13 protein-coding genes are annotated in these 22,245 nt (G+C 57.0%); 9 read left to right on the plus strand and 4 right to left on the minus strand.

What is annotated here, in order from left to right; translation table 11 throughout:
* Positions 1–21: 21 nt before the first annotated feature.
* Together Pla52nx_RS05570 and Pla52nx_RS05575 are read right to left on the minus strand one after the other, a co-directional pair.
* Entirely contained in the window at positions 22–1,269 is a 1,248-nt protein-coding gene (locus Pla52nx_RS05570) for a DegT/DnrJ/EryC1/StrS family aminotransferase (protein WP_146519558.1), read from the minus strand.
* 172 nt (positions 1,270–1,441) lie between these two features.
* On the minus strand, positions 1,442–3,859 hold the full coding sequence (locus tag Pla52nx_RS05575) for a diguanylate cyclase (RefSeq protein ID WP_231741892.1): 2,418 nt from the start codon (positions 3,857–3,859) through the stop codon (positions 1,442–1,444).
* A 471-nt stretch (positions 3,860–4,330) separates the two neighbouring features.
* On the opposite strand from Pla52nx_RS05575, the gene Pla52nx_RS05580 reads away from it, so the two are divergent.
* From Pla52nx_RS05580 to Pla52nx_RS05595, 4 genes are all read left to right on the plus strand, one after another.
* A complete protein-coding gene (locus Pla52nx_RS05580) occupies positions 4,331–6,334 on the plus strand; it encodes a TolC family protein (RefSeq protein WP_146519559.1) in 2,004 nt (667 codons plus the stop codon).
* Positions 6,335–6,486: 152 nt separating this feature from the next.
* On the plus strand, positions 6,487–7,515 hold the full coding sequence (locus Pla52nx_RS05585) for an efflux RND transporter periplasmic adaptor subunit (protein ID WP_146519560.1): 1,029 nt from the start codon (positions 6,487–6,489) through the stop codon (positions 7,513–7,515).
* A 1-nt stretch (position 7,516) separates the two neighbouring features.
* Positions 7,517–8,830, plus strand: coding sequence for an efflux RND transporter periplasmic adaptor subunit (locus Pla52nx_RS05590; protein WP_146519561.1), 1,314 nt, complete (start codon positions 7,517–7,519; stop codon positions 8,828–8,830).
* A complete protein-coding gene (locus tag Pla52nx_RS05595) occupies positions 8,830–11,160 on the plus strand; it encodes an efflux RND transporter periplasmic adaptor subunit (protein WP_146519562.1) in 2,331 nt (776 codons plus the stop codon). The genes Pla52nx_RS05590 and Pla52nx_RS05595 overlap by 1 nt, the downstream gene beginning before the upstream one ends.
* Before the next feature lie 8 nt (positions 11,161–11,168).
* On the opposite strand, the gene Pla52nx_RS05600 is transcribed toward Pla52nx_RS05595, so the two are convergent.
* Positions 11,169–12,239: a PmoA family protein gene (locus Pla52nx_RS05600; RefSeq protein WP_197454484.1), complete on the minus strand. Its 1,071-nt coding sequence runs from the start codon at positions 12,237–12,239 to the stop codon at positions 11,169–11,171.
* A gap of 189 nt (positions 12,240–12,428) precedes the next feature.
* On the opposite strand from Pla52nx_RS05600, the gene Pla52nx_RS05605 reads away from it, so the two are divergent.
* From Pla52nx_RS05605 to Pla52nx_RS05625, 5 genes are read left to right on the plus strand one after another with little or no spacing between them, the layout of a single operon-like run.
* Positions 12,429–16,358 (plus strand): PQQ-binding-like beta-propeller repeat protein, encoded by a 3,930-nt coding sequence (locus tag Pla52nx_RS05605; RefSeq protein ID WP_231741893.1) that lies wholly within the window; start codon positions 12,429–12,431, stop codon positions 16,356–16,358.
* Between the two features lie 5 nt (positions 16,359–16,363).
* The gene (locus Pla52nx_RS05610; protein ID WP_146519565.1) at positions 16,364–17,389 is read left to right on the plus strand and encodes a hypothetical protein; all 1,026 of its coding nucleotides are present in this window, start codon (positions 16,364–16,366) and stop codon (positions 17,387–17,389) included.
* A gap of 9 nt (positions 17,390–17,398) precedes the next feature.
* A complete protein-coding gene (gene modA, locus Pla52nx_RS05615) occupies positions 17,399–18,925 on the plus strand; it encodes a molybdate ABC transporter substrate-binding protein (protein WP_146519566.1) in 1,527 nt (508 codons plus the stop codon).
* The gene (locus Pla52nx_RS05620) at positions 18,918–19,760 is read left to right on the plus strand and encodes an ABC transporter permease (protein ID WP_197454486.1); all 843 of its coding nucleotides are present in this window, start codon (positions 18,918–18,920) and stop codon (positions 19,758–19,760) included. The genes modA and Pla52nx_RS05620 overlap by 8 nt, the downstream gene beginning before the upstream one ends.
* Positions 19,757–20,410, plus strand: a complete 654-nt coding sequence (locus tag Pla52nx_RS05625; RefSeq protein WP_146519567.1) for an ABC transporter ATP-binding protein — start codon at positions 19,757–19,759, stop codon at positions 20,408–20,410. Before Pla52nx_RS05620 ends, Pla52nx_RS05625 begins: the two co-directional genes overlap by 4 nt.
* A gap of 686 nt (positions 20,411–21,096) precedes the next feature.
* Here Pla52nx_RS05625 and moeB read toward each other — a convergent pair.
* Positions 21,097–22,242 carry a molybdopterin-synthase adenylyltransferase MoeB gene (moeB, locus tag Pla52nx_RS05630; protein ID WP_197454487.1) on the minus strand — a complete coding sequence of 382 codons (1,146 nt, stop codon included), beginning with the start codon at positions 22,240–22,242 and terminating at the stop codon, positions 21,097–21,099.
* Positions 22,243–22,245: the final 3 nt, after the last annotated feature.

Raw genomic sequence — 22,245 nt, forward strand, 5'->3', positions numbered from 1 at the left:
CGTCAGTCTTTTCAGGCTGGCCTACTCCAACGGACTGTCAGCCTGGAATGGCTGGTTACGCGTCTTGGCGTGCTGATCGACGATTTTGATCATCTGCGAGATCGCCTGTTCTGACATTTCGGGATACAGCGGCAGGAAACACATCGAGTCGACCAGGCGTTGAGCCGTTACAGGAGAGTCAGCAAGGTTGCCCACAATAGAAGGAACTGCTTGCATTTGACTCACCGCGGTGGCATCGAACCCTGAATAGCGAAGTTGCTCTATGAGCTGGTGTCGTTCATCGCAACAAAGCGGAAAAACCCACCACGTGTGATATTGCGTCGCCGCACTCGGGACCCTCATGTTGTCATCCCGATCCGACAGGCCTATGCCGTCGGCAAGCATCCGCCCCAGGCGTGACCGGCGGTCTTGACGTGACGCGTCGAACCGATCAATACGATGCTTCATCAATTGTAACAACGCGTTACAGGGCTGACGCCGTCGTCTGGTGAAGAATTGATCGGCGGGGAAGTTTCGCACCGCACCGTTGAGGGTCTCGTCACGGTTCTTGCCAAGCCATCGTAAGATCCATACCAGAATCGCAAAGGTCCGTCTGCCCGACGCAAGCTTCAGCAGGCTGTAGGTCCGTACTCGAACGCGAAACTCGGCTTGCGGTTGAATCGGCCAAGTTTGGTGTGTCGATTTCATTCGCTTGAGTAGTGTCTGATCACGGACCACCAAGAGCGCGCCGGCCAACGCCGTTGACGTCTTGATCGGACCAAAGCTGAACATGACGACATCAGAGCCGGGATGGCCAGTGTAGCGATTTCCGTCAAAGCACTGCGCACAGTCTTCAATGAGCAGAAGGTCATTTCGCTGCGCAATGGAACAGATCTCGCTAAGATCCAGGATCGCTCCAAACAAATGCGCAACCAGAATCGCTCGTGTCTGGGGCTTGATCGCGTTCTGTAACGTCCCGAGATCCAGCTGCATGGTGGACGGATCGATATCGATCGGAACGGCAATCAAGTCATGAGATTCGATGATGCGGACCATGTCCAAAATGGTGACCGCAGAGACCAGGACTTCGCTACCCGCCGGCATTCGCAACCCGGTCAACAGCAGATCAAAGCCGCTGCGCACCGACAAGCATGCCAGCGAACGGTCCCGCGGTGTGAATGCAGATTCGGCATCTTGAGCTGCAATTGTTCGATCGACTTTGCAATACGTCTTGCGAAAGCCGAACCAAAGGTCAGTCCAGCCGATGTCAATTCTTTTTCGCGCCCACATGTTTCCGACCCTACGGGGAGAAGCCTGATCAGGGGGAGCCCATTTGTCGCCGTGCGATGCGCTCGTTGCTAGGTTGATGGTATAGCAGGAACGTGGCAGCGAGGGGAATTCTTGCGAATCCCATTACGGGCGAATCCCATTGCGGGTGAATCCCATCGCGGGGTCGTGGGCATCAGCGGGTGGCATCGACCGAGTGATCGAGGGAGCGGCGGAGGAGATCGGTTTGGGTGGCTCGGCAGATATCGAGCAACTGGTTGGTGTCCTTGAGCAACTCAATCCATCGGATTTCCTCTTGGCACGCGTGGATTTCGATTCGCTGGGCGGCCATCGCGATGGCATTGATGTTGTAACTGCGAGCATACATGCCCAGTCGGGCGGCGAGAGATTTCATCCCCTCGGCGTCTTGATCGTCGACCGCGGTTGCCAATCGCTCGACTTGATAGCCGATCTGAATCGCCGCTTCGTTTTTCGATGCATTGATCTCGACGTTCGGGTTGCAGGAGATCGCGGCGGCGAATCTTTCCACCAGGTCGGGATCGAACTGTGAGGGTGCACAGCGTCTCAGTTCCGCGATCGCTTCCTCGTGCGAGCGTCCTTTACGATAAACACGATCGGAGACGATCGCGTCGTAGCTGTCACAGATGGTCAACAGCCGGGCGGCCAACGGGATGTCTTTGCCGATGGGCAGATGTTTTTCGCGACCGCCACCGCCGTAAAACGCATGATGGGTTTCGATGATGCGAGTCAACTCGGGTGACTCGAAAGCGCTCTCGACGATCTCCACACCGATGCGATCATGTCGGGACATGATCTCCCATTCTGACTTGGTCAACGGACCGGGTTTGAGCAAGATGTGATCCGGCACACCGACTTTGCCGATGTCGTGCAGCAACGCCGCGATCTCGACCAAGTGCAAATCATAGGTGTCCATGAAACCGCTGGCCACGCGTGTACACAGATCGGCGACACGACGACTGTGCTCGGCGGTCTTTGCGTCCCGATAGGAAAGTGTTGCGACCAGAGCCGCGACTGCTTGGTAGGGAATTTCAACACCCTTGCGATCAGCATGCTGCGACAAGTCGCCTTCGATCTCCGCGAGTTTCGGCGAAAACGGCACGACGCAATTTCGACCCGCTCGTTTCGCGGCGTACAGGCAGACGTCGGCTTGGTTGATCAGTTCTTGCGGGTCCTCGGCGTCGAAGCGGGTTTCGGAAACGCCGATGCTGGCGGTCAAACGAAGGTCCGCAGGGTCGGCGAGTCTGATTTCGCTGATCGCTTGCCTTGTCACTTCGGCTTGCTCGATGGCTTGTTCAAAGGTCATGTTGGGCAACAGCACACAGAATTCTTCGCCACCGTATCGGCAGACGATCCCGTTGACGCCGTGGCGTTGCTTCAGCACCTTGGACACTTGTCTCAAGACTTCGTCGCCTGTCGCGTGGCCGTAGGAATCGTTGACGCGTTTGAAATGGTCGTTGTCGATCATGATGCACGAGAGCGGCTGTCCCGATGCTTTGGATTCCGTCCAACGTTTTCCGAAACGCTCAAAGAACGCGCGACGATTCAGGCAGCCGGTCAAGGCATCTTGAGTGGCCAAGATCTCCAGTTCACGATTCTTTTCTTCGATTTCATCGCGACTGCTACGCAACAGCATCAGCATTCGCTCCAACTCGGCGCGATGTTCTTCGATATGGGTGACATCCCGAAAAGTCGCCAATGCGCCGCGTCGCGCGCCGTTGCCGCCCAGCGGGGCTGCGTTGACCGAAAAGATTCTGCGTGATCCGTCGTCCATTTGCAGCCACAGCATTCGCTCGGTTTGTATCGTCGAGTCGGCGATCGCGAGATTCCAGGGCAGTTGTTCACTTGCGACTGGCTGACAGGACTCGTCGTCTGCGGATTGCCACGGTAACGCGTCGGCGGACATTTCGGTCAGGTATTCCGTAGCGACATCGACCGTTCGCGCAAAGGCATCGTTGGCGAGGATGATGCGAGCCTTTTCATCCAGCACCAGCAGTCCTTCGGCCAAGGTGTCCAATGCCTGCCGAACTCGCTCGGGGACGACTTGGGTGTTGCTGAACACCCGTAGCACTTTGCCGACAAACACCGTGTAGGCCACGACGCCGACGCCGCAAAAGAAGACCAGTAAACGTACGAGCGGATGCTCCGCCAGTGCACCGGCGACGGTCGTCTCAGGGGCGTGGAAACAAAGTTCAACATTGCCCCAAGCGGCACGTCGCAGCGTGATGGGGACCTGGATCGCATCCACGCCACTCTTGCCTGCTGCTTGTTGCTCCCAGATTTCTGCATGGTGTCCCGAGTCGACTTGCAAGACGCCGGCGGTGTTTCGAATTCCGACAGACAACAGGTCGGGATTTCGATCGACGAGAGTTTGGACCGTGGTCTGCAAATCCACGAACTGACGTTTGCGAACATGAGCTGCCGCGTTCATCGCGATCGTCTCGCTCAACTGGCGACGATGCTTTGCGTTGGCTTTGGTCGAGTCCGGAATCAGTCCGAACCAATGGGCGCCCAGAATCAAGCTCGCGCCGACGCACACCAGTGCGATCGCTAGCCGAACTGATTGGAGGTACACCTTGCCCACGTGCCAGGACCCGAGGTTTGATTGAGGGACAAACGACTGAAAAAATCGGGAAAACCCCCGACTAGCGTTAACTTTGCTCGCTCAAATGCACCGGGCGTCATGGATCTTGGCCGCGGCATGGCCACTGATCCTTTCTCGCATCGATATGGCAGGCTTTTCCGGTTGTGATGATTGCAACGCGTTGTTTGCTGGCAATAGACAGCGGTCTTGGCAAGTCTTGTCGGTTAAGCCGGTCCGTCAAACCTTGTGGGCAGCAACGGTTGTCCGCTCACCTATGTCGTGCATCACGATTTTTCCTTGCACGTCGGGCAGCCGTCACCATCGATATGTCCGATCTATCCAACGGGTGCGATCGCTACAAGGCGATCGGTCCGTAAATTCGGGAATCACAGCAAGGAACCCAGCTTGTTGAGCCATCGGGCAGATAACAGATCGACACCAATCACCATCGCGAGCACTGCGATGATGATTGCGATCGTCTCTGCGCTGTCTGCTGCTCCGTTGCGGGCACAGGCCCCGGCGACATTGATGCCAAGCGGTCCTCCGGCGAACGCCGACTCCACGATCCCCAATCTACCCAGCAAAGGTCAGTTGCCTTACGAGATCGTGCCGCTCAAGCCGGCGGTCAGGCAATGGAACCCCGATCCCACTGGCGATGATCCGGTGACACGCCAACGGAATTGGCAACTGGCGACGGAGCGTTTGCCGGTCCCCAATCAGTCGCCGCAGCCGCCGGTGGGCAGCATTCCGGCTCGCATTCCGCCGCCCCCGCCGGCATCCGACCCGATTCGTGAATCCGACATGCCGCCGATGCAGTGGTGGCCGGATCGGGTTTCACAACAGATTCTAGGTCGACCCCGCTGGGTTTCATTCGATTTGGAAACGGTGCTCATCGACGCGTTGCAGAACAGTCCACGCATTCAAAGTGTTTCGCATCGAACCGGAACGGCACTGGAACGCATCGTGCAACAAGACGCCGCGTTTGATCCGACCGTCTTGCTCAACGGCGGCCTGGGGCGAACCAACGATCCGGTCGGCAGCGTGTTGACCACCGGGGGCGCGGATCGCTTGGTCGAGGAAACTGGCAATTTCCAAGGTGGCGTGAGACGTGTCACACGTCGAGGTACCGAATTGGAGATCACCGAAAGACTGGGCCTGACGGACAGCAACAGCGACTTTTTCGTTCCAAACGATCAAGGCGATAGTCGACTGAGTGTCAGTCTCACCAAACCGCTACTGGATCGCGGTGGTCAGGTCTACAACGAGAGACTGATCACCCAAGCTCGCATCGACAGTCGAGTCGCATGGCAAGAAATGCGTGGCGAAGTCGAGCAGCGGATCGCGGAAGTCATCACGGCGTACTGGCAACTGTATCAAATCCGTTGCGAGTTATCTCAGCAACGCGATCTGCTTTCTCGTGGTCAATCGATCGAACGTCTGCTCGTCAGCCGAAGTAACTTTGACGCCAGTCGCATTGAGATCACCAAGGCTCAGCAGCGGATCGCGCGTCGCTACGACCAGATGTTGGTGTTGGAAGCGGAGTTAAAGAAGCAGCAAAGTCGATTGGCTGCCGCCGTGGGTTCCAACGCGTTGCTGAGTGCCGACATGGAACTCGAAATGATCCCGGTGCGGCCGAGCATGTTTCCCGAAACAAACTGGACCTTGCGAGACTGCGTTGCCCGCGCGTTGGAGAATCGCCCGGAAGTTCGAGCGGCGACCCACGAATTGGAATCTGCCGCGTTGGAAACGCGGGTCACACGCGCTGAGTTAACGCCCCAGCTCAATGCGGTGTTCAACGGGTACCTGTCCGCGCTCAACGGTGAAAGCCAAGTCTTTCGTTCCTTTGTCGAGCAATTCGAAGCCGCTCCCGGGTTGTCGGCGCGCCTGGAATACGAGTTGCCCTACGGACGTCGTGCGGCCAAGAGCCGGGTTCGGGAAGCGCAGAAACGATATCAGCAGTTGGCCGCCGACTTGCAAGAAACCGTCCAGCAGACGAAATCCGAAGTCGAGTTGGCGCTCATCGATGTTCGTCTTTATGCACAGCAGCGACAGCAAAAGCAGCTCGTTTTGAAACTGGCGATCGATGAAGAAAACATCTTGATGGTGCGTTGGCGAACGATCGGCGGCGATGGGTCTCGCATCGGCATCGTTCTAGAAAACTTGCTCGATGCCCAGCAACGACGCACGGATGCCGAGCGTGATTGGGTTGCATCGCAAACGGCCTGCCTGGTGGCCCTGGTGCGTCTGCAGCGAGCGATGGGGACGTTGTTGATCAACGAAGGCATCTCGCCGCATCAGCACGGTGGTGCGGCCTCGGTGAGCTTCGTCCGTGAAGACCTGTCGTCGATCCAAGTTCCCGGACAACTCACACCGCCACAACTCACACCGCCACAATCACTGCCATCGGAATCCGTCATTGATTACCCACCCGATGACCCTTTGCTGGACGATAACCCGCTGCCATAGGAGACTGTTGACTGAGTTGTGTTGCGTTTTATCTGTGAGCCGATGGCGCTAGCCACGGGCCTCGACGGTTTTGTCAACACCATGAGGCCCGCGGCTAGCGCCTTGCGGCTCACCGAGTCAGCAGTCTCCATAACGTCATCAGAGTGAAAAAGGTGTCAGACACCTTTTTCAACGTCGGATGCCCCACACGTTTCCTTTTTACAGATTACGAACCGACGATGAACATGAGCCAACGAGTTCGACAGATCGATCTGAAAGCAAGTTTCATCCGTCTCGCGCGAACCGCTGCGACGAGTGTCGCATTGACGTGGTCAATGACGAGCATGTGTTACGGCCAAGGCTATACGACGGAGCATCAAGGGTTGACGGAGCCGAAGTACGACATCTTGGTCGCGGCGACAGAGATCGGTCGCATCGATGAAGTCAACGTGGATGTCGGCGATGTGGTGCAAGAGGGGCAAGTCATCGCACGCTTGGAGGACGATAGCCAAGTCGCCGACGTGAAATATGCAAAGGAACGCGCGGCAATGCATGGCGAGTCCGATGCGGCCAAAGCGGAGGCCAACTTTGCCCGCAACCGACTGAAACAGTTACAAGAACTGGCAAAACAACAGATGGCTCGCCCTGATGAGATCATTCGCGCCACAGCCGATCTGGACATCGCGAGGTCGCGGGAACTGGCGTCGATCGAGCAAGACGCATTGCGCCAGTTGGAGTTGCAACGCTACGAACTGCGTTTGAGCCGACGCAAGGTGCTGGCGCCCAGCGGCGGCGTGGTCGCGGAGGTTTTTCATCATCCCGGCGAGTACCTCACGCCCGGCGATCCCGCGGTCATTCGTTTGCTGGTCGTGGATCAAATCTTTGGCGTGTTCAATCTGCCCGCCGCAGATGCCTTGGCTTTGCATGTCGGTGATCCTGCGACGGTATTTGTCGCCAGTCTGTCCCAGCCGGTTCGAGCCACCGTTCACTCCATCGCTCCGGCGATCAACGGCGACAGCGGAACGATCAAGGTGCGTTATCTGCTCAACAACAAAGACGGCAAGGTGCGAGTGGGAGACCAGTGCCGGATTTCCATTGAGTCCACTCGTCCCGCGTTGAGTTCATCGGACTATCGCTACTCTCGACAATCACAACGAACAGAATTATCCGCTGCCAAAGCCAGCGCGGGGAGTATTCGATAAGATGGACGCTTCCACCCAATCGATTCCGTTGAAACAGCAAAGCGAACGAGGCAAGAGGGAGTCGGAGTCTCTGTCGCGGATCGTTCACTTGATCGAGGCTGTTGCCAAATCCGAAAGCCAGCGTGAAGCGATCGCGGCGATGGTGACCGTGCTTTCCGAAAGTGTTCCGGGATGCTCGGTCCGATGCGGCGTCGGTGCCGGCAAACTGCGGCACTACTACGACCTGCGTTTGGGTTGGCTCGGGGAAGAAAGCCCGCTGCGTCAGATGGCTAGCGAGCAGTGGAGTATGCCGCGTGATTCCTCCGCTCTCGGCAATGAACTGGATTTGGAGATCTCTCAGGTCAACGGGGACCAACGGTGCGTGATCTGGGTCAAAGGCGAAAACGATTCCGTCCCACTTCGATTGCCAGAACAGCTTCTCTGGGTCACGCCGCTCAAAGCGACCTTGGGGCATCTGATCTGGTCGCGTCAGGCCAGCAGATTGCGCCGCGTGATCGACTGGTTTGTCGCTGCGGGTTGGAACACGCGTGTCGCCATAACGATCGGCGTTTTGATGCTGATTCTCGTCGCTGTGTGGCCGGTTTCCTATCGCGTGCAGTGTTCCGCGATCGTTACGCCACAGGAAAGCCGGCTGGTTTCAGTACCATTCGCTGCCACCCTGCTGAAAACAGAGGTTCAGCCCGGGGACGCGGTCCAGGCTGGGCAAATACTACTGGTTCTGGATGGACGTCCTCTGAGATTGGAGTTGGAATCGATCGAGGCACAGATCGATCAGTCACGCAAAGATCATGACATTGCTTTAGCGGGCGGTCGCATCGCGGAGGCGCAGCAAGCGAGACTCAAACAACGTGAGCTGAGTCGACGCGCGGATTTGATCGTCGATCGACTGGAGAACTTGGACGTTACCAGTCCGATCGATGGTGTGGTGATTGCCGGCGACATGCAACAATCCATCGGCTCGCCACTGGAGACTGGCCAATCCCTGTTTGAGATCGCACCCCTCGACACGATGTTGGTGGAGATTGAGATTCCTGAGCACGACATCAGCTACGTTCACGAGGATACGGATGCTCGGATTCGTCTGACTGCACTTGGCAATCAAACCTTTCACGCATCGCTCGACCAGTTGTATCCGGCCGCAACGGTTCGCGAAGACGCCAACGTGTTCATTGGTCGAGCTTCCTTGACCAACCCCGACGGCCAGTTGCGGCCGGGAATGCGGGGCCACGCGGTCGCCTATGGACCCCTGCGTCCTTGGTTGTGGTCTTATCTGCGGGGCACGTGGGAACGCACGCTTTGGTGGATCGGATTCTGATGACGACGCCAAAACAGCCAGATGGGCTACATGCAGATGTGCCACCACAAACTGGGCCACATGGAGATGACTCGGTCGCCAGTTCCTTGCGGATACGCATGGAGCGAGAAATCGAATTCTCGCCTCGTCATAGCGGAGGCGAGACGTCCTATGTTGCACACGATCAGCGTACAGGAAAGTATTTTCGGTTTGGTCAGCAAGAGTACCACGCGGTGACATTGCTCGACGGCACGCGAGACTTGGTCGCCGTGCGTCAGCAACTCAACCAAGACGGCGTACCTTGGACGTTGTCCGAAGTCGCTGGGTTTGCAGCCGAATTGGTCAAACACCGGCTTGCGATTGCGCAAACGATCCGTCGCAAACCGAAGGCACAAACGGTCTCGACGAGCCGAGCAGGTACTGCTGAGGCGTCGAAGTTGCCGATGCCGCCACTGACCGGGGTCGATGAAATAGCGGAACCTCAGAAAACCGCAACCGTTGGTCAACACGACTTGGCGGCAAGTGCATCGCCCGCGAAGCAGTGGTCGATCAAGTCGATCGTCGGTCATTGGCCACGCATTGAACGCGCGATGTCGATGATGCTCAGTCAACGTGTGCCGCTGCTCAATGGTGATCGCGTCGCCACTCGTTTTCTGCCGATTGCTCGTCCGCTGTTTTCACCACCCGCGTTGGCGATGTGGACGCTGTTGGTCTTGGTTGGCTGGGCAATGGTCGCGTCCAATGCATCAGCGTTTCGTTCGGAGTTGTCGCGGCTCTTTGATTCTCACCTGTGGCTGTTGTTGATCTTGGTTTGGTGTGGTCTGAAACTTGTCCACGAAATCGGCCATGCGGTTTGTGCGTCGCATCACGGTGTGCGTGTCGGACGCATGGGAGTCATGTTCTTTCTGATGGCTCCGTTGGCGTACGTCGATGTCACGGACGCGTGGAAATTGCCCAGCCGAGCCAAGAGAATTCAAATCGCATTGGCCGGTGTGTATTTTGAATTAGCAATCGGTGCAGCGGCTGCGATCTTGTGGTGGATGTTGCCGATTGGTTTTTGGAAACATCTCGCCGCCCAGGTTTTCTTGGTCGCCGGTCCGGCGACGCTGCTGGTCAACGCCAATCCGCTGTTGCGTTTGGACGGCTACTACGTGTTGAGCGATTGGTTGGAGATTCCCAACTTGCGAATGCACGGACGCAGCCAGTTGGTTGCAGCTCTGGAGTCACGATTGATCGGTTTGCCCAAACGTGACGCGTTGCTCAGTGGTTGGCGACGGCCGGTGGCGACGCTGCACGCGTTTTGCAGCGTGTTGTTTCAATGTCTTTGGATGGGCGGCCTTGTCGTTGCGGTGTCGATGTGGGCCAAGGGGCTCGGACTGATTCTCGGCGTCGTTGCGGTCGCGTTGTGGGTGGTGATTCCGCTGCTAAAGTGGATGGCCAAAATTTGGATGATCCAACCACGAGACGGTTGGCGTCTTTCCGGATATCAACGTCGTTTGATCGGTACGGCTGCCGTTGTTGCGATTGCGATTCAGTATTTGGCAACGGCGACTTCGCCATTGGATCGGCGAGTTCCTGTTGTGGTTCGCTATCAAGACGAGCAGATTGCACGTGCGCCTGCGGGGGCCTTTGTGCAGCGGGTGTTTGTTCGTTGCGGCGATCGGGTTTCCGCGGGCCAGTTGCTGATGATCTTGGAGCAGCCGGAACTGACGGTTCAGCGAGATGAGCTAGTGGATCGTCGTGAAAGTGCCTTGGTGCGCGCGGCTCAGCATCGACAGCACGGTGACGTCGCACTGGCGAGTTCGGCGAAGCAAGACGCGGAGAGCTTGCAGCGTCAGATCGATGAAATCGAACAGCAGCTCAGTGATCTGCACATCATCTCACTGCGTGAAGGCAATGTGAACAGTCCTGATGTGCACCAGTTGGTCGGTCGTTACATGGCCCCCGGCGCGGAGTTGATCCGCGTCAGTGATCCACGAGAAAAGGAAATCTTGGCAGTCGTCAGTCAATCCGACATGACTGCTTATCAAGCCGCTGCGGAACGTCACGCGATCGCATCGGTTCGGCTCCGCGGAGGCAAGAGGATCTCTGCGCAGGTCACGTCCATTCAGCCTCGTGCCGGCCGGAACATTCCGCATCCCGCGTTGGCCGCGACTGCCGGGGGACCGTTGGCGGTCGAGCCGTCGCAGCGGACCGGAGAGATGCAAGTCGTCGAGCCGCAACTCGCCAGTGTGATACCGTTGGACACCGTGACGAGCATCAAGACGCAAGCCGGTCAGACAGGGCGACTGACGATTCCCGATGACCGCTCGTTCGTTTCCCGACTGATCGATTATGCCGTCCGGAGATGAAAGTGGAGCTATTTCTCCAGACGCTCGACTTCAAAATGACGGTGAGATTCACCCGCGACAGGTTTTCGAATTCGAAATCCCGGTCGACTGGCGAATTGCTCATGCAGCTGTTCGGCTCGTTGCAAGTCCATGGTGCCGTGATGAGCGTGCAAGAGATAACGCAACGTCAATGGCTTTTCGTTGGTGATGACGATGTCAAACTGCATGGTCGGCGCGGCGCCCATCCAACCGTCCTGGCGAACGTGCCAGTGCGTCGGGTAGCTCGGATTGCCGGGATGATCAAAGAATGTGATTCCCTCCTGAATGACCTGGCGATCACGTCCCGCTCCCGACGCGATCGGGGGCAATGCGACTGGTCCAGAATAGTCCATCCATCGAGCAGGTTTCTCGTGCAAGTTCTTTTCGTCCTGTGTCCCCACGTCGTTGGTCAGTCGGCCATCGCCAAAGTACGCAGAGATGCTTTTGGCGACGCGAACGGCCAAGACGCCGAAGTTAGTTTTCTCTAACGTGACGTTCTCGCGGCCTTGTCCAGGACGGAACGTCAAATAGAATTCGACGGCATGCTCATCGATCGCGGTTTCTGGATCGTCCAGGGGAAAGAGCGAGATCACAACGTCCTGTTGCATCAACTGAACACCGTCGGCGTCTTCCCAAGACAGGGCCACTGCCATGATGGCTTCGTCGTCCCCGTCACGATACCGATACCATTGTGTCTGACGGATACGTGTTTGCGTGTTGTCGGACCAAAACGTCAATCCGTTGACTTTATGATGGGCGAACCAGACCGAACGATGGTGCTCGTGATCCGGAGCACCGGGATGCCCCATGCGGGTCAGTGGTTCGCCCCGCGGTCCGTTCAGTGGAAACAAAAAGGGACGCGGGTATCGCGAGTCGTGATTCCACCTCAACTTTTCCACGCCGTCGATTCTCAGCGAGACTTCGTGGTTGGCTTGGGGAATGATCTCGCAACGCGGTGGAATGTATTGTTGCGCCGCCAGCGGACTGGTCGCGGCAAGCAGAGAACCGCACAGCAGTGCGAATGAGCTGATGAAAGGGGTCGAGATGCATTGATGTCGCACGGGTTTCTCCTTGCGGGCGCTGAGTCGTGGCGGGAAAAGTGGGGGGGGGAGACAATGACATGATATTCTCAATGGATGGCTCCGTTGGCACGCTACAGAATCCGATCCGTCGGTGACGCAAGACGGCTGGACGAAGGTTACAATGGCGGGTTCACGGCCCTGCCTCTCCGTTCTCGCCGAGACAAATCCATGTCACGTCACTTTGTTCTAGCGTTCTTTCTCCACTGTTGCGTGGTGCTGGTCCCGGTTTCCGAATCCAACGCCGACACGGCGGATGATGCGAAACAGATTTTGAGCCAAGCCGATTTTTCTGGTGGTTTCATCGTTCACTTGGACGCGGGTGATGGTCGTCTGACCGCCGCACTGCGGCAAAACGATTCCACGCAAGTTCACGGGTTGGTACGCGGGGACGGCGACATTGAGCCCATTCGCGATCGGATCCGATCAGAGGGGCATTACGGTGACGTCGCGATCGATCGATTGGAGGGAACCGAGCTGCCCTATGTGGACAATCTGGTGAATCTGCTGGTGACGGACTCGCTAGGTGATGTATCGATGGAGGAAGTCCAGCGGGTGCTGGTGCCCAACGGGATCGCATTGATCAAACGTGATGGTCAATGGACCAAAGTCGTCAAGCCGCGACCCGATAATATCGATGATTGGTCGCACTACTTGCATGACGCATCTGGAAATTCGGTCGCGCGCGACGATGTTGTCGCGCCGCCTCGTCACTTGCAGTGGGTGGGTAGCCCGCGATGGTCACGACACCACGACCGCATGGCCAGCATGAGCGCGTTGGTTTCCTCCGGTGGCCGCATGTTCTACATCATGGACGAGGGAAGCCGGATTTCGATTCAGTTGCCGCCCAAGTGGAAACTGATCGCTCGCGACGCGTTCAACGGCAGCATCTTGTGGAAGAAAGACATCGCGGAATGGCAGCCGCACCTCTGGCCGCTCAAGAGTGGTCCGACGCAGTTGTCTCGGCGTCTCGTTTCAACGGACAAAGAAGTATTCGTCACACTGGGTTTCAACGCACCATTGACGGCGTTGGACACAGCGACCGGCGATGTCCTGCGAACGTACGAAGGGAGCGATGCGACGGAAGAGATCATCTCGACCGATGGGTTGCTGTTCTTGGTCGTCCGCAAAGGCAAAGCGGAACTGGCCGACTACGCTCCGCTGCATCCGACCGTGGGCGACCAAGCTCGTTCACGGGATTTCTTTTGGAACGAAGAGCCTCGTGTGCTGATGGCGTACGAAGCGAGCACGGGCAAGCAACTATGGGCCAAACAAACCAAGATTTCGCCGTTGACGATGGCGGCCGCCCAATCGCAACTCTATTTCCACGATGGTGAGAAAATCGTCAGCCTGGACGGACGCACCGGTGACGTCGTTTGGGAAAGCGAGTCGGTTACCCGGCGTGATTCCTTTACGTTTAACTTTGGGCCACGGTTGGTGGTTTACGAAGATGTCGTGCTCTACTCCGGCGGCGACGGCAAGATGATCAGTTCCGATGCAAAGAGCGGCGAGAAGTTGTGGGACGCCAGTTTTCCCAACAGTGGGTATCAGTCTCCGCAGGACCTGATGGTCGTCAACGGACTCGTTTGGCTGGCGCCGTTGACTTCCGGCAAAGACTCCGGGGTCTACACGGGGCGAAATCCGAGAACGGGCGAAGTCGTCAAACAGTTTGCACCCGACGTCGACACGTATTGGTTTCACCATCGGTGTTACATCGCCAAGGCGACCGACAATTTCTTGATGCCTTCGCGAACTGGAATCGAGTTTGTTGACCCCGAGAAAGAACACTGGGACATCCATCACTGGGTGCGTGGTGGTTGTTTATACGGAGTGATGCCGTGCAACGGTCTGACGTACGCCCCGCCACACAATTGTGCCTGCTATCCGGAAGCCAAACTGTTCGGATTCAACGCCCTGGCCCCACTGGCACCGACTCGCCCGATTCCTGCGGCGGTTCCCGAAGAGGGCCGACTGGAAATCGGCCAGGCGATCAATTCCCCGTTGACGAGTGTCGAGGATGCCGAAGCGAGTGCGGTCGACGACTGGCCGACTTACCGACACGACGGTGGTCGAAGCGGAACAGCAGGTGCCCCGATCGATGCCGACGTGAAGTCAAAGTGGACGGTCACCTTGGGCGGCCGGTTGACTTCGCCCGTGATCGCGGACGGACTGGTTTATGTTGCTCAGATCGACGAACACACGCTGCACGCATTGGATGAACAGACGGGCCAATCCAAGTGGACCTTCACCGCCGGAGCCCGCATCGATTCTCCGCCCACGGTTTATCGCGGACGCGTGATCTTTGGCGGCGCCGACGGTTGGGTGTATTGCCTGAATACCAACGGAAAACTTGCGTGGCGTTATCGAGCCGCTCCGATCGATCGACGTGCGATGGCCTACGAACAATTGGAATCACTCTGGCCGGTTCACGGCAGCGTACTGATGCACGACGACACTGTCTATTGCGTTGCCGGGCGATCCAATTTCCTCGATGGAGGATTGAGGCTGCTGCGGTTGGATTTGGCCACCGGCAAGAAGTTGTCGGAGACGATCATGGATGAGACGAATCCCGAGACGGGCAACAACATGCAAGAGAAACTGCAGATCTTGCAGATGCCCGTTGGGCTGCCGGATATCTTGTCCACCGACGGGCGGTTCATCTTCATGAAGTCACAGAAGTTTGATTTCGAAGGCAACCGCTTGGAGATCGGCCCCAACTCCGGTGACTTTGCCCAGCAAGCGTCCAAGCAACGTGGTCCCGACGCGCACATCTTTGCTCCCATGGGATTCTTGGACGACACATGGTTTCACCGATCCTATTGGGTGCTGGGGCAGAGCTTCGCGGGCGGGCACGGCGGATATTACCAAGCCGGCAGGTTCGCACCCTCTGGCAGAATCTTGGTCAAGGGCAACGGCTACGTGTACGGCTACGGTCGTAAACCACAGTACCTGCGTTGGACCACCGTGCTGGAACACCAATTGTTTGCTGCGGAACAAAACCCGCCCGAGATCCCAAAGGACTTTGGGAATAAAGGCGGCGGTAATGCATCCGTTGGCGCTCCGTCGGCGTCGTTCCCCAAGTCGCCCAGCCTGAATCCTCAAGGCAAACCGATCACGGTGGAAGCCTGGGTGTCCGCGACGAAACCGCAAGGCGTCGTGATTGCCAGGGGAGGACCCACGGCCGGATTCGCGTTGACCTTGCAAAACGGCAAGCCGCAATTCATGGTGCGAAACAACTCGGAACTCGCGACGGTGGAAGGTCCCAAACGGATCGTGGGTGGCTGGCACCATTTGGTCGGCGTGCTCAACGAAGACAAGACGATGCAGCTCTATGTCGACGGACAACTTGCCGGCAGCGGTGTCGCCAACGGACTGCTGTCCACGGACCCCGTCCAAGGTCTAGACGTCGGTGCCGATGGCCAGTCCGCGGTCGGTGAGTACAAGTCACCGATGCCGTTCTCCGGTGCGATCGATGAAGTCCGTTTGTATTTCTTGGCAGCCAATGCCGAGCAGATCGCAAAGCGATACAACGATGGCAGCGAGATATCGTCCGAAGCCGTGCTGGCGGTCAGTTTTGACGACGGGACCGCTCGCGACCACAGTCTGCACCGAAACAATGGGACGTTGGAAGGCGGCAAACTGATCGATGGCAAGTTCGGCAAAGCGGTTCAGTTCTCGGCCAGAAATGTGGCCGCCAACAACAAACCGGCTGCCAAGAAGCCAGGCGCCAACAGCACCACCAAGCCGGGCGATAGTCTCGTCAAACCGACGTGGGCACAAGACGTTCCGATCTACGTGCGTGGAATGGTTCTCGCCGGACACCACCTGTTCATCGTCGGACCGCCGGATACGATCGACGAAGAAGAAACGTTTCAAAAACTGAGCGAGAGTGATCAGGAAGTGCAAACGCTATTGGACGCTCAAGACGCCGCGCTGATGGGGCAAGATGGCGCGTCGCTGTTGGCGGTCAATATCGATACCGGCGAAGTCGAGCATGAAGTCAAGCTTGACAGTTTGCCGGCATGGGACGGACTGGCGGGCGCCAATGAATGCCTGTTCTTGTCTACCCTCGATGGCTCGGTCATGTGTTTTGGAAAGTGATACGCATGATTCAATCATCGTCCAACCGCCGATTTTCAAGACAGATGTCCTGCGCGGGCATTGCCGCTATCTTGTGCGTTGCCGTCGTTGCCACTCACGCGATCGCGTGCAACATCCCGGTGTTTCGTTATGCGTTGGAGCGTTGGAAACCCGACACGAGTGAAATCGTCGTCTTCTATGACGGTGAACTTTCGCAACCACAGCTCGCGATGGTCACTGAGCTCAGTTCACAGACGACGCAGCACGGCGGTCATGCCAACGCCAAGGTCATCCGGTCGAATGTCGCCAGCGAAACGGACCCGCTGCGGCGCGATCTTTGGGAGCAGCTCAGATCGACAAGCGAACCAACGTTGCCCGCCGTTTTGATTCGATCCAAACTTGGCAAAGGACGATTCATCAATCATTGGCACGGGTCTCTCGACGATGCGGATCAACTGGGAATCTTTCGATCTCCCGTGCGAGATGAACTGAGCAATCGTTTGCTCGGCGGCCAAAGCGTCGTGTGGCTGTTGGTTCAGTCGCCCGACCAGCAGAAGAACCTCGCGGCGAAGGAGCTGCTCTCCAAAACGTTTGGTTCCTTGGCAACAAAGATCCAGTTGCCCGAAGGCATCGGTCTACCAGGCTCAGAGCTTTACGCCGACGTTCCCTTGGTGGTCAAGTTCAGCGTCCTGGAAATCGATGCGAGTGATCCCTCAGAAGCATTCTTGACGGGCTTGTTGACCAGCATGAGAAAGGAATCGTTTCAAAGCGGTGAGCCGCTGCTCGTTCCTGTCTTTGGACGCGGTCGAGCATTGGAGGTCATTCCGGCAAACGACGTGTCAGCAAAGCTGATCGAAGACTTGACGTTATTCCTCAGTGGTGCGTGTTCTTGTCAAGTCAAAGAACAGAACCCCGGGTTTGATCTGCTGATCAACGCTGATTGGGATACCGAGCTTTTCGGGGATCTTGAAAATCGACCTCCCGATCGCAGTGCCGAGGAAGGACGCAATCGTGATCCAGTGCTTGTTCCGATTCCACCAGGGCGAAAATAGGACGAGTGAATGAATCGTGCATTGGTCTTCATGATCGGCTCCGCTGCGGTGCTCGCAGCGATCTTTGCTTTTCTGGTGATGAGTGACAGCGGTCGGTCGCGTTCAACACTCAGCAGCGAACCGTTGCTGATGTATTGCGCAGCTAGCAACCGTGCGGTGATGGAGTCGATCCGTCAGGATTACGAAAAAGAGTTCCATCGGTCAATCGAAATTCAGTATGGACCATCGCAGACTTTGTTGTCCTCCATCGAAGTCACTCGGACCGGCGATCTTTATTTGCCCGCAGACGACAGCTATCTCAAGCTTGGGCGGGAAAAAGAACTCATCGCGGAAACCTTGCCGATCGCCAGCATGCGTGCCGTCGTGGCTGTCCGTAAAGACAATCCCTTGGCGATTTCCCGACTGGACGATCTGCTCGATGAAAACGTGCGGTTGGTGCAAGCCAATCCAGACACCGCGGCGATCGGCAAAGTCGTGCGAAAGACACTGACCGCATCCGGCCGCTGGAGCGACTTGGATCAGGCCACGATGGCATACCGGGCGACGGTCAATGAAGTGGCCAATGATGTTTCGGTCGGTGCCGCCGATGCGGGGATCGTTTACGACGCGGTCTTGCACACGTATACCGATTTGACATATGTCAAACTGCCCGAGTTGGACGGCACCGCGTCCGACATCGCCGTCGGCGTGTTGCAGACTGCCAAGGATTCCGCATCGGCACTTCATTTTGCACGATACATTGCCGCCAGTGATCGGGGATTGGTTCACTATCGCGAGCATGGATTTCGCGTCGGCGCCGGCGACCAGTGGAGCGACCGACCAGAGTTGTCTGTTTTCGCCGGTTCGATGTTGCGACCGGCGATCGAAGAAACGATCACGGCATTCGAGAAACGCGAGGGCGTCAACGTGACGCGGGTCTACAACGGATGCGGAAATTTGGTCGCGCAGATGAAAGCCGGGCAGCGCCCCGATGCCTATTTCGCCTGCGACAGCGAGTTCATGGATCAAGTCCACGATCTGTTCCCCGAACCGGTGCCGGTGTCACAGAACGAACTGGTTATCTTGGTCCCCAAGGGCAACCCGAAAGGGATCCGATCGCTGCGGGATCTGACACGTCCTGGCTTGGAGATCGGCATCGGTCACGAGAAACAATGCGCCATGGGATGGCTGACGCAAAACACTTTCCGAGAAGGCGGCGTGCAAGAATCCATCATGCCGAACGTCAAGGTTCAATCACCGACCGGCGATATGTTGGTCAATCAGATGCAAGCCGGTTCGTTGGACGCTGCGGTCGCTTATTTGAGTAATGCGGCGGGGGCCAGTGAGTCCCTCGACGCAATCCGAATCACCGGTTTGGAGTGCAGCGTGGCAACGCAACCTTGGGCGGTTGCCAAGGAGTCCAAGTACCCGCAACTCGCCGGGCGATTGTTCGAAAGAATTTGTTCAGCCGAGTCACAGCAGGTGTTCGCTGCGGAAGGCTTTCGCTGGCAAGAACTCAGCAGCAAGGCGTCATCGGATCCGGTCAGCGATGAGTGACGTTCCGAGTTCCAGGCCGACACGCAGTGGCCGCAGAAGCGACAAGCCTTTCTTTTTGGTGATGGGCGGGATCTCATCATGCTTTGTGATTTTGATCTTGTTGTTGCTGCTGGCCGATCTGCGATTCACATCGCTCGCAGATTTCCGCGACGCGCTATCGAAGCCTGAGATCAGAGCCGCGTTTCGGCTGACACTTTTGACTTGTTCAGCGGCCGCGATCATGTCCCTGTGGGTGGCGACGCCGCTTGCTTACGTGCTGTCCCGCTATCGGTTCCCAGGTCGATGGTTGATCGACACACTCGTCGACATTCCCATCGTGTTGCCGCCGCTGGTGATGGGGCTCAGCCTATTGATCCTGTTTCATTTGACGATTGGTGATTGGCAGCTGGAAAGATTCCTCCGCGATCGTGTCGGATTTCCCGTGACTTATAAAGTGCCTGCCGTCATCCTGGCGCAGTTTTCCGTCGCATGTGCTTTCGCTGTGCGGACCATGCGAGTGACATTTGATCAGATTGATCCACGCGTGGAAGACGTCGCGCGGACACTGGGTTGTACCCGCAGCCAAGCGTTCTTGCAGATCGCGTTGCCGCAAGCTTGGCGGGGAATGATCGCCGCGACAACGATCGCATGGGCACGGGCTTTGGGGGAATTTGGCCCGATCCTGGTATTCGCGGGTGCCACTCGTATGCGTACCGAAGTCCTGTCGACGACGGTTTTTTTGGAACTCAGCATCGGAGAGCTTGATGCCGCCGTCGCAGTCTCGTTATTGATGGTGGCCATGGCCGTGGTGGTGCTGTTGATTCTCAGGTTGCTCGGGACGGGGTTGAGCGATTGATCGAGTTGCATAAAGTGACGATCGACTCCGGTGGATTCCGTCTGCCGAATGTTTCATTTCGTATTCCTCAAGGTGCGTACGCTGTTTTGATGGGACGCACGGGATTGGGAAAGACAACGATCCTAGAATCCATATGTGGCTTGCGTCGCGTCACGGCTGGCAAAGTGTTGATCGGCGGGATTGACATGACCCATTGGCTGCCCGGTGATCGTCAGATCGGCTACGTGCCTCAGGATCTGGCGTTGTTTCCCACACTCAGCGTGGAGGAACATCTCGCGTTTGCACTCCGCTTGCGAAAATGGCCGACGGCCGAGATTCGCTCTCGCGTGGCAGAACTCTCAGATGTTCTGGGGATTCGACATCTGCTGCTGCGGAGCGTTGCCATGCTCAGCGGCGGAGAATCGCAGCGGGTGGCTCTCGGGCGCGCGATCTCCTTTCGCCCTGCTGTCTTGCTGCTCGATGAACCGCTCAGCGCCTTGGATGAATCGACACGCGGTGAAATGCAGAATCTGTTGTTGCAAATCAAGCAAACGACGGGCGTGACAGCGTTGCACGTTACGCACAGCAGCGAAGAAGCCAACGCGCTTGCCGATTATCGATTGCTGATCGACAGCGACGGAATCAAAGGGCTCAAATCAAAATCGCCGTAATGGATTTCGCCAGAAATCCCCCTCATCTCACCGTAGTGGTAGGCTGTTTAAAACTTGGTGTCGACTGGGCTGTCAAAATGTTGGGGTTGTACGGGGATTGGCATGCGCAACTTTTCTCCCAATACGCCGAAGGCGTTCAACAATTACGCCGAAGGCGTTAAACAACATAGCCCAGGGTTAAAGCCGTCATTCGCCTTGGCGAATTGACGCTGCAACCCTGGGTATTGATAAAGTCCCCACCAGTACCTCACTCCCGCTCCGATTTTGGCGGCTTCGCCGCCAAAATCGGAGCGGGAGTGAGGTGAGAGTCGATCGCGTTTTCAACCCAGGGTGGCGGTCCCACTCGTTACACTCGCGGGAACCTTACCCTGGGCTATGTTGTTAAACGCCTTCGGCGTATCTTCCAAATGGAGGAACAAAACTGGTCAATTGAAGTTGCGTGTCAAGACCAACGTTTTGACAGCCCACGCTCAGCCTTCTAGCCCCGATTATTCATCAGCCGGCACGCGATAGCGTCCGGTTCCCGATTACAGGCGAAAGAACCGGACGCTATCGCGTGGCGGCTGGTGCATCAAACGGTAACGTTCTACTTTCAAAGTAAACCAAATCGTTACTACCCCTTGCGTTATAGCGGCCGGTATCCCATGCAATATCCAGGCTTCGAAGGATTGGATCGTCGCCATAAGTTAATAGCTGGGCATAGACGGATCGATTTCTTTTGCCCAACGCAGAATGCCACCGTTGAGATTCCACACGTCAGGGAATCCGAGTGCACGGAGTTGCTCGACAGCCTGAGCACTCCGTCGCCCGGATTTGCAGTGAACGATGATGGTCTCTGTGCGGGGTAAATCGGTGTGTTGCTGGGCGAGGTTTCCCAAGGGAATCAAAACACCACCGAGGTTGCAGATCGCGAATTCATCGGGCTCTCGAACATCCAAAATCATCATCCGATCGCCGGAATCGATTCTTTGTTTCAGCTCGGCGGGTTGAATATCGAAATCACTTTGAGGTGAGTTCGGACTGGCAACACCACAGAACTGCTCATAGTCGACAGGCTCTGTGATTGTCGGCGAGTCACCGCAAACCGGACAAGCAGAATCACGTTTGACGGTCAGCTGCCGAAACGACATTTCCAACGCATCGAACAGCAGCAGTCGACCTGAAAGTGAATCGCCGATTTCGAGCAACAGTTTGATCGCTTCGGTGGCCTGGATCGTGCCCACGATTCCTGGCAACACTCCTAAGACGCCGCCTTCGGCGCAATTGGGGATCATCCCGACCGGCGGCGGTTTGGGATACAAGCAACGATAGCAAGGTCCGTCTTGCCAACTGAACACGGACGCTTGGCCTTCGAAGCCAAAGATGCTGCCGTAGCAATTCGGTTTGCCCAGCAGCACGCACACGTCGTTGACCAAATAGCGTGTCGCAAAGTTGTCGGTGCCGTCGATCACAACGTCGTAGTCTGCGGCGATATCAAGGGCATTGGTACTGGACAACGCGGTTTCGTAACGCTCGACGGTGATCAGCGGATTGACTTGTGCGAGTGACTCAGCCGCCGAGTCCACTTTGCTGCGTCCGACGTCTGATGTGCCGTGGATGATTTGCCGTTGCAAATTGGTTTCGTCGACGCGATCAAAATCAACCAACCCGATACGTCCCACTCCTGCGGCAGCGAGATACAAGGCCACTGGCGACCCCAATCCTCCCGTGCCCACCACCAGCACGGAGCTTGCTTTGAGCCGTTGTTGTCCAGCGACTCCGATCTCGCGCAGCGAAAGATGCCTGGCGTAGCGAGAGAGTTCCTGTGGCGTCAATGGTTCGGAGTCTCGCATGAT

The organism is Stieleria varia (genome assembly GCF_038443385.1).
Classification (GTDB): domain Bacteria; phylum Planctomycetota; class Planctomycetia; order Pirellulales; family Pirellulaceae; genus Stieleria; species Stieleria varia.

Bases quoted from the DNA above. Each gene is read 5' to 3' on its own strand.
- Pla52nx_RS05620 (WP_197454486.1), top strand. From the start codon at position 18,918: ATGAGTGACGTTCCGAGTTCCAGGCCGACACGCAGTGGCCGCAGAAGC.
- Pla52nx_RS05570 (WP_146519558.1), bottom strand. From the start codon at position 1,269: ATGTGGGCGCGAAAAAGAATTGACATCGGCTGGACTGACCTTTGGTTC.
- Pla52nx_RS05590 (WP_146519561.1), top strand. From the start codon at position 7,517: ATGGACGCTTCCACCCAATCGATTCCGTTGAAACAGCAAAGCGAACGA.
- Pla52nx_RS05605 (WP_231741893.1), top strand. From the start codon at position 12,429: ATGTCACGTCACTTTGTTCTAGCGTTCTTTCTCCACTGTTGCGTGGTG.
- moeB (WP_197454487.1), bottom strand. From the start codon at position 22,242: ATGCGAGACTCCGAACCATTGACGCCACAGGAACTCTCTCGCTACGCC.
- modA (WP_146519566.1), top strand. From the start codon at position 17,399: ATGAATCGTGCATTGGTCTTCATGATCGGCTCCGCTGCGGTGCTCGCA.
- Pla52nx_RS05580 (WP_146519559.1), top strand. From the start codon at position 4,331: ATGATGATTGCGATCGTCTCTGCGCTGTCTGCTGCTCCGTTGCGGGCA.
- Pla52nx_RS05610 (WP_146519565.1), top strand. From the start codon at position 16,364: ATGATTCAATCATCGTCCAACCGCCGATTTTCAAGACAGATGTCCTGC.
- Pla52nx_RS05595 (WP_146519562.1), top strand. From the start codon at position 8,830: ATGACGACGCCAAAACAGCCAGATGGGCTACATGCAGATGTGCCACCA.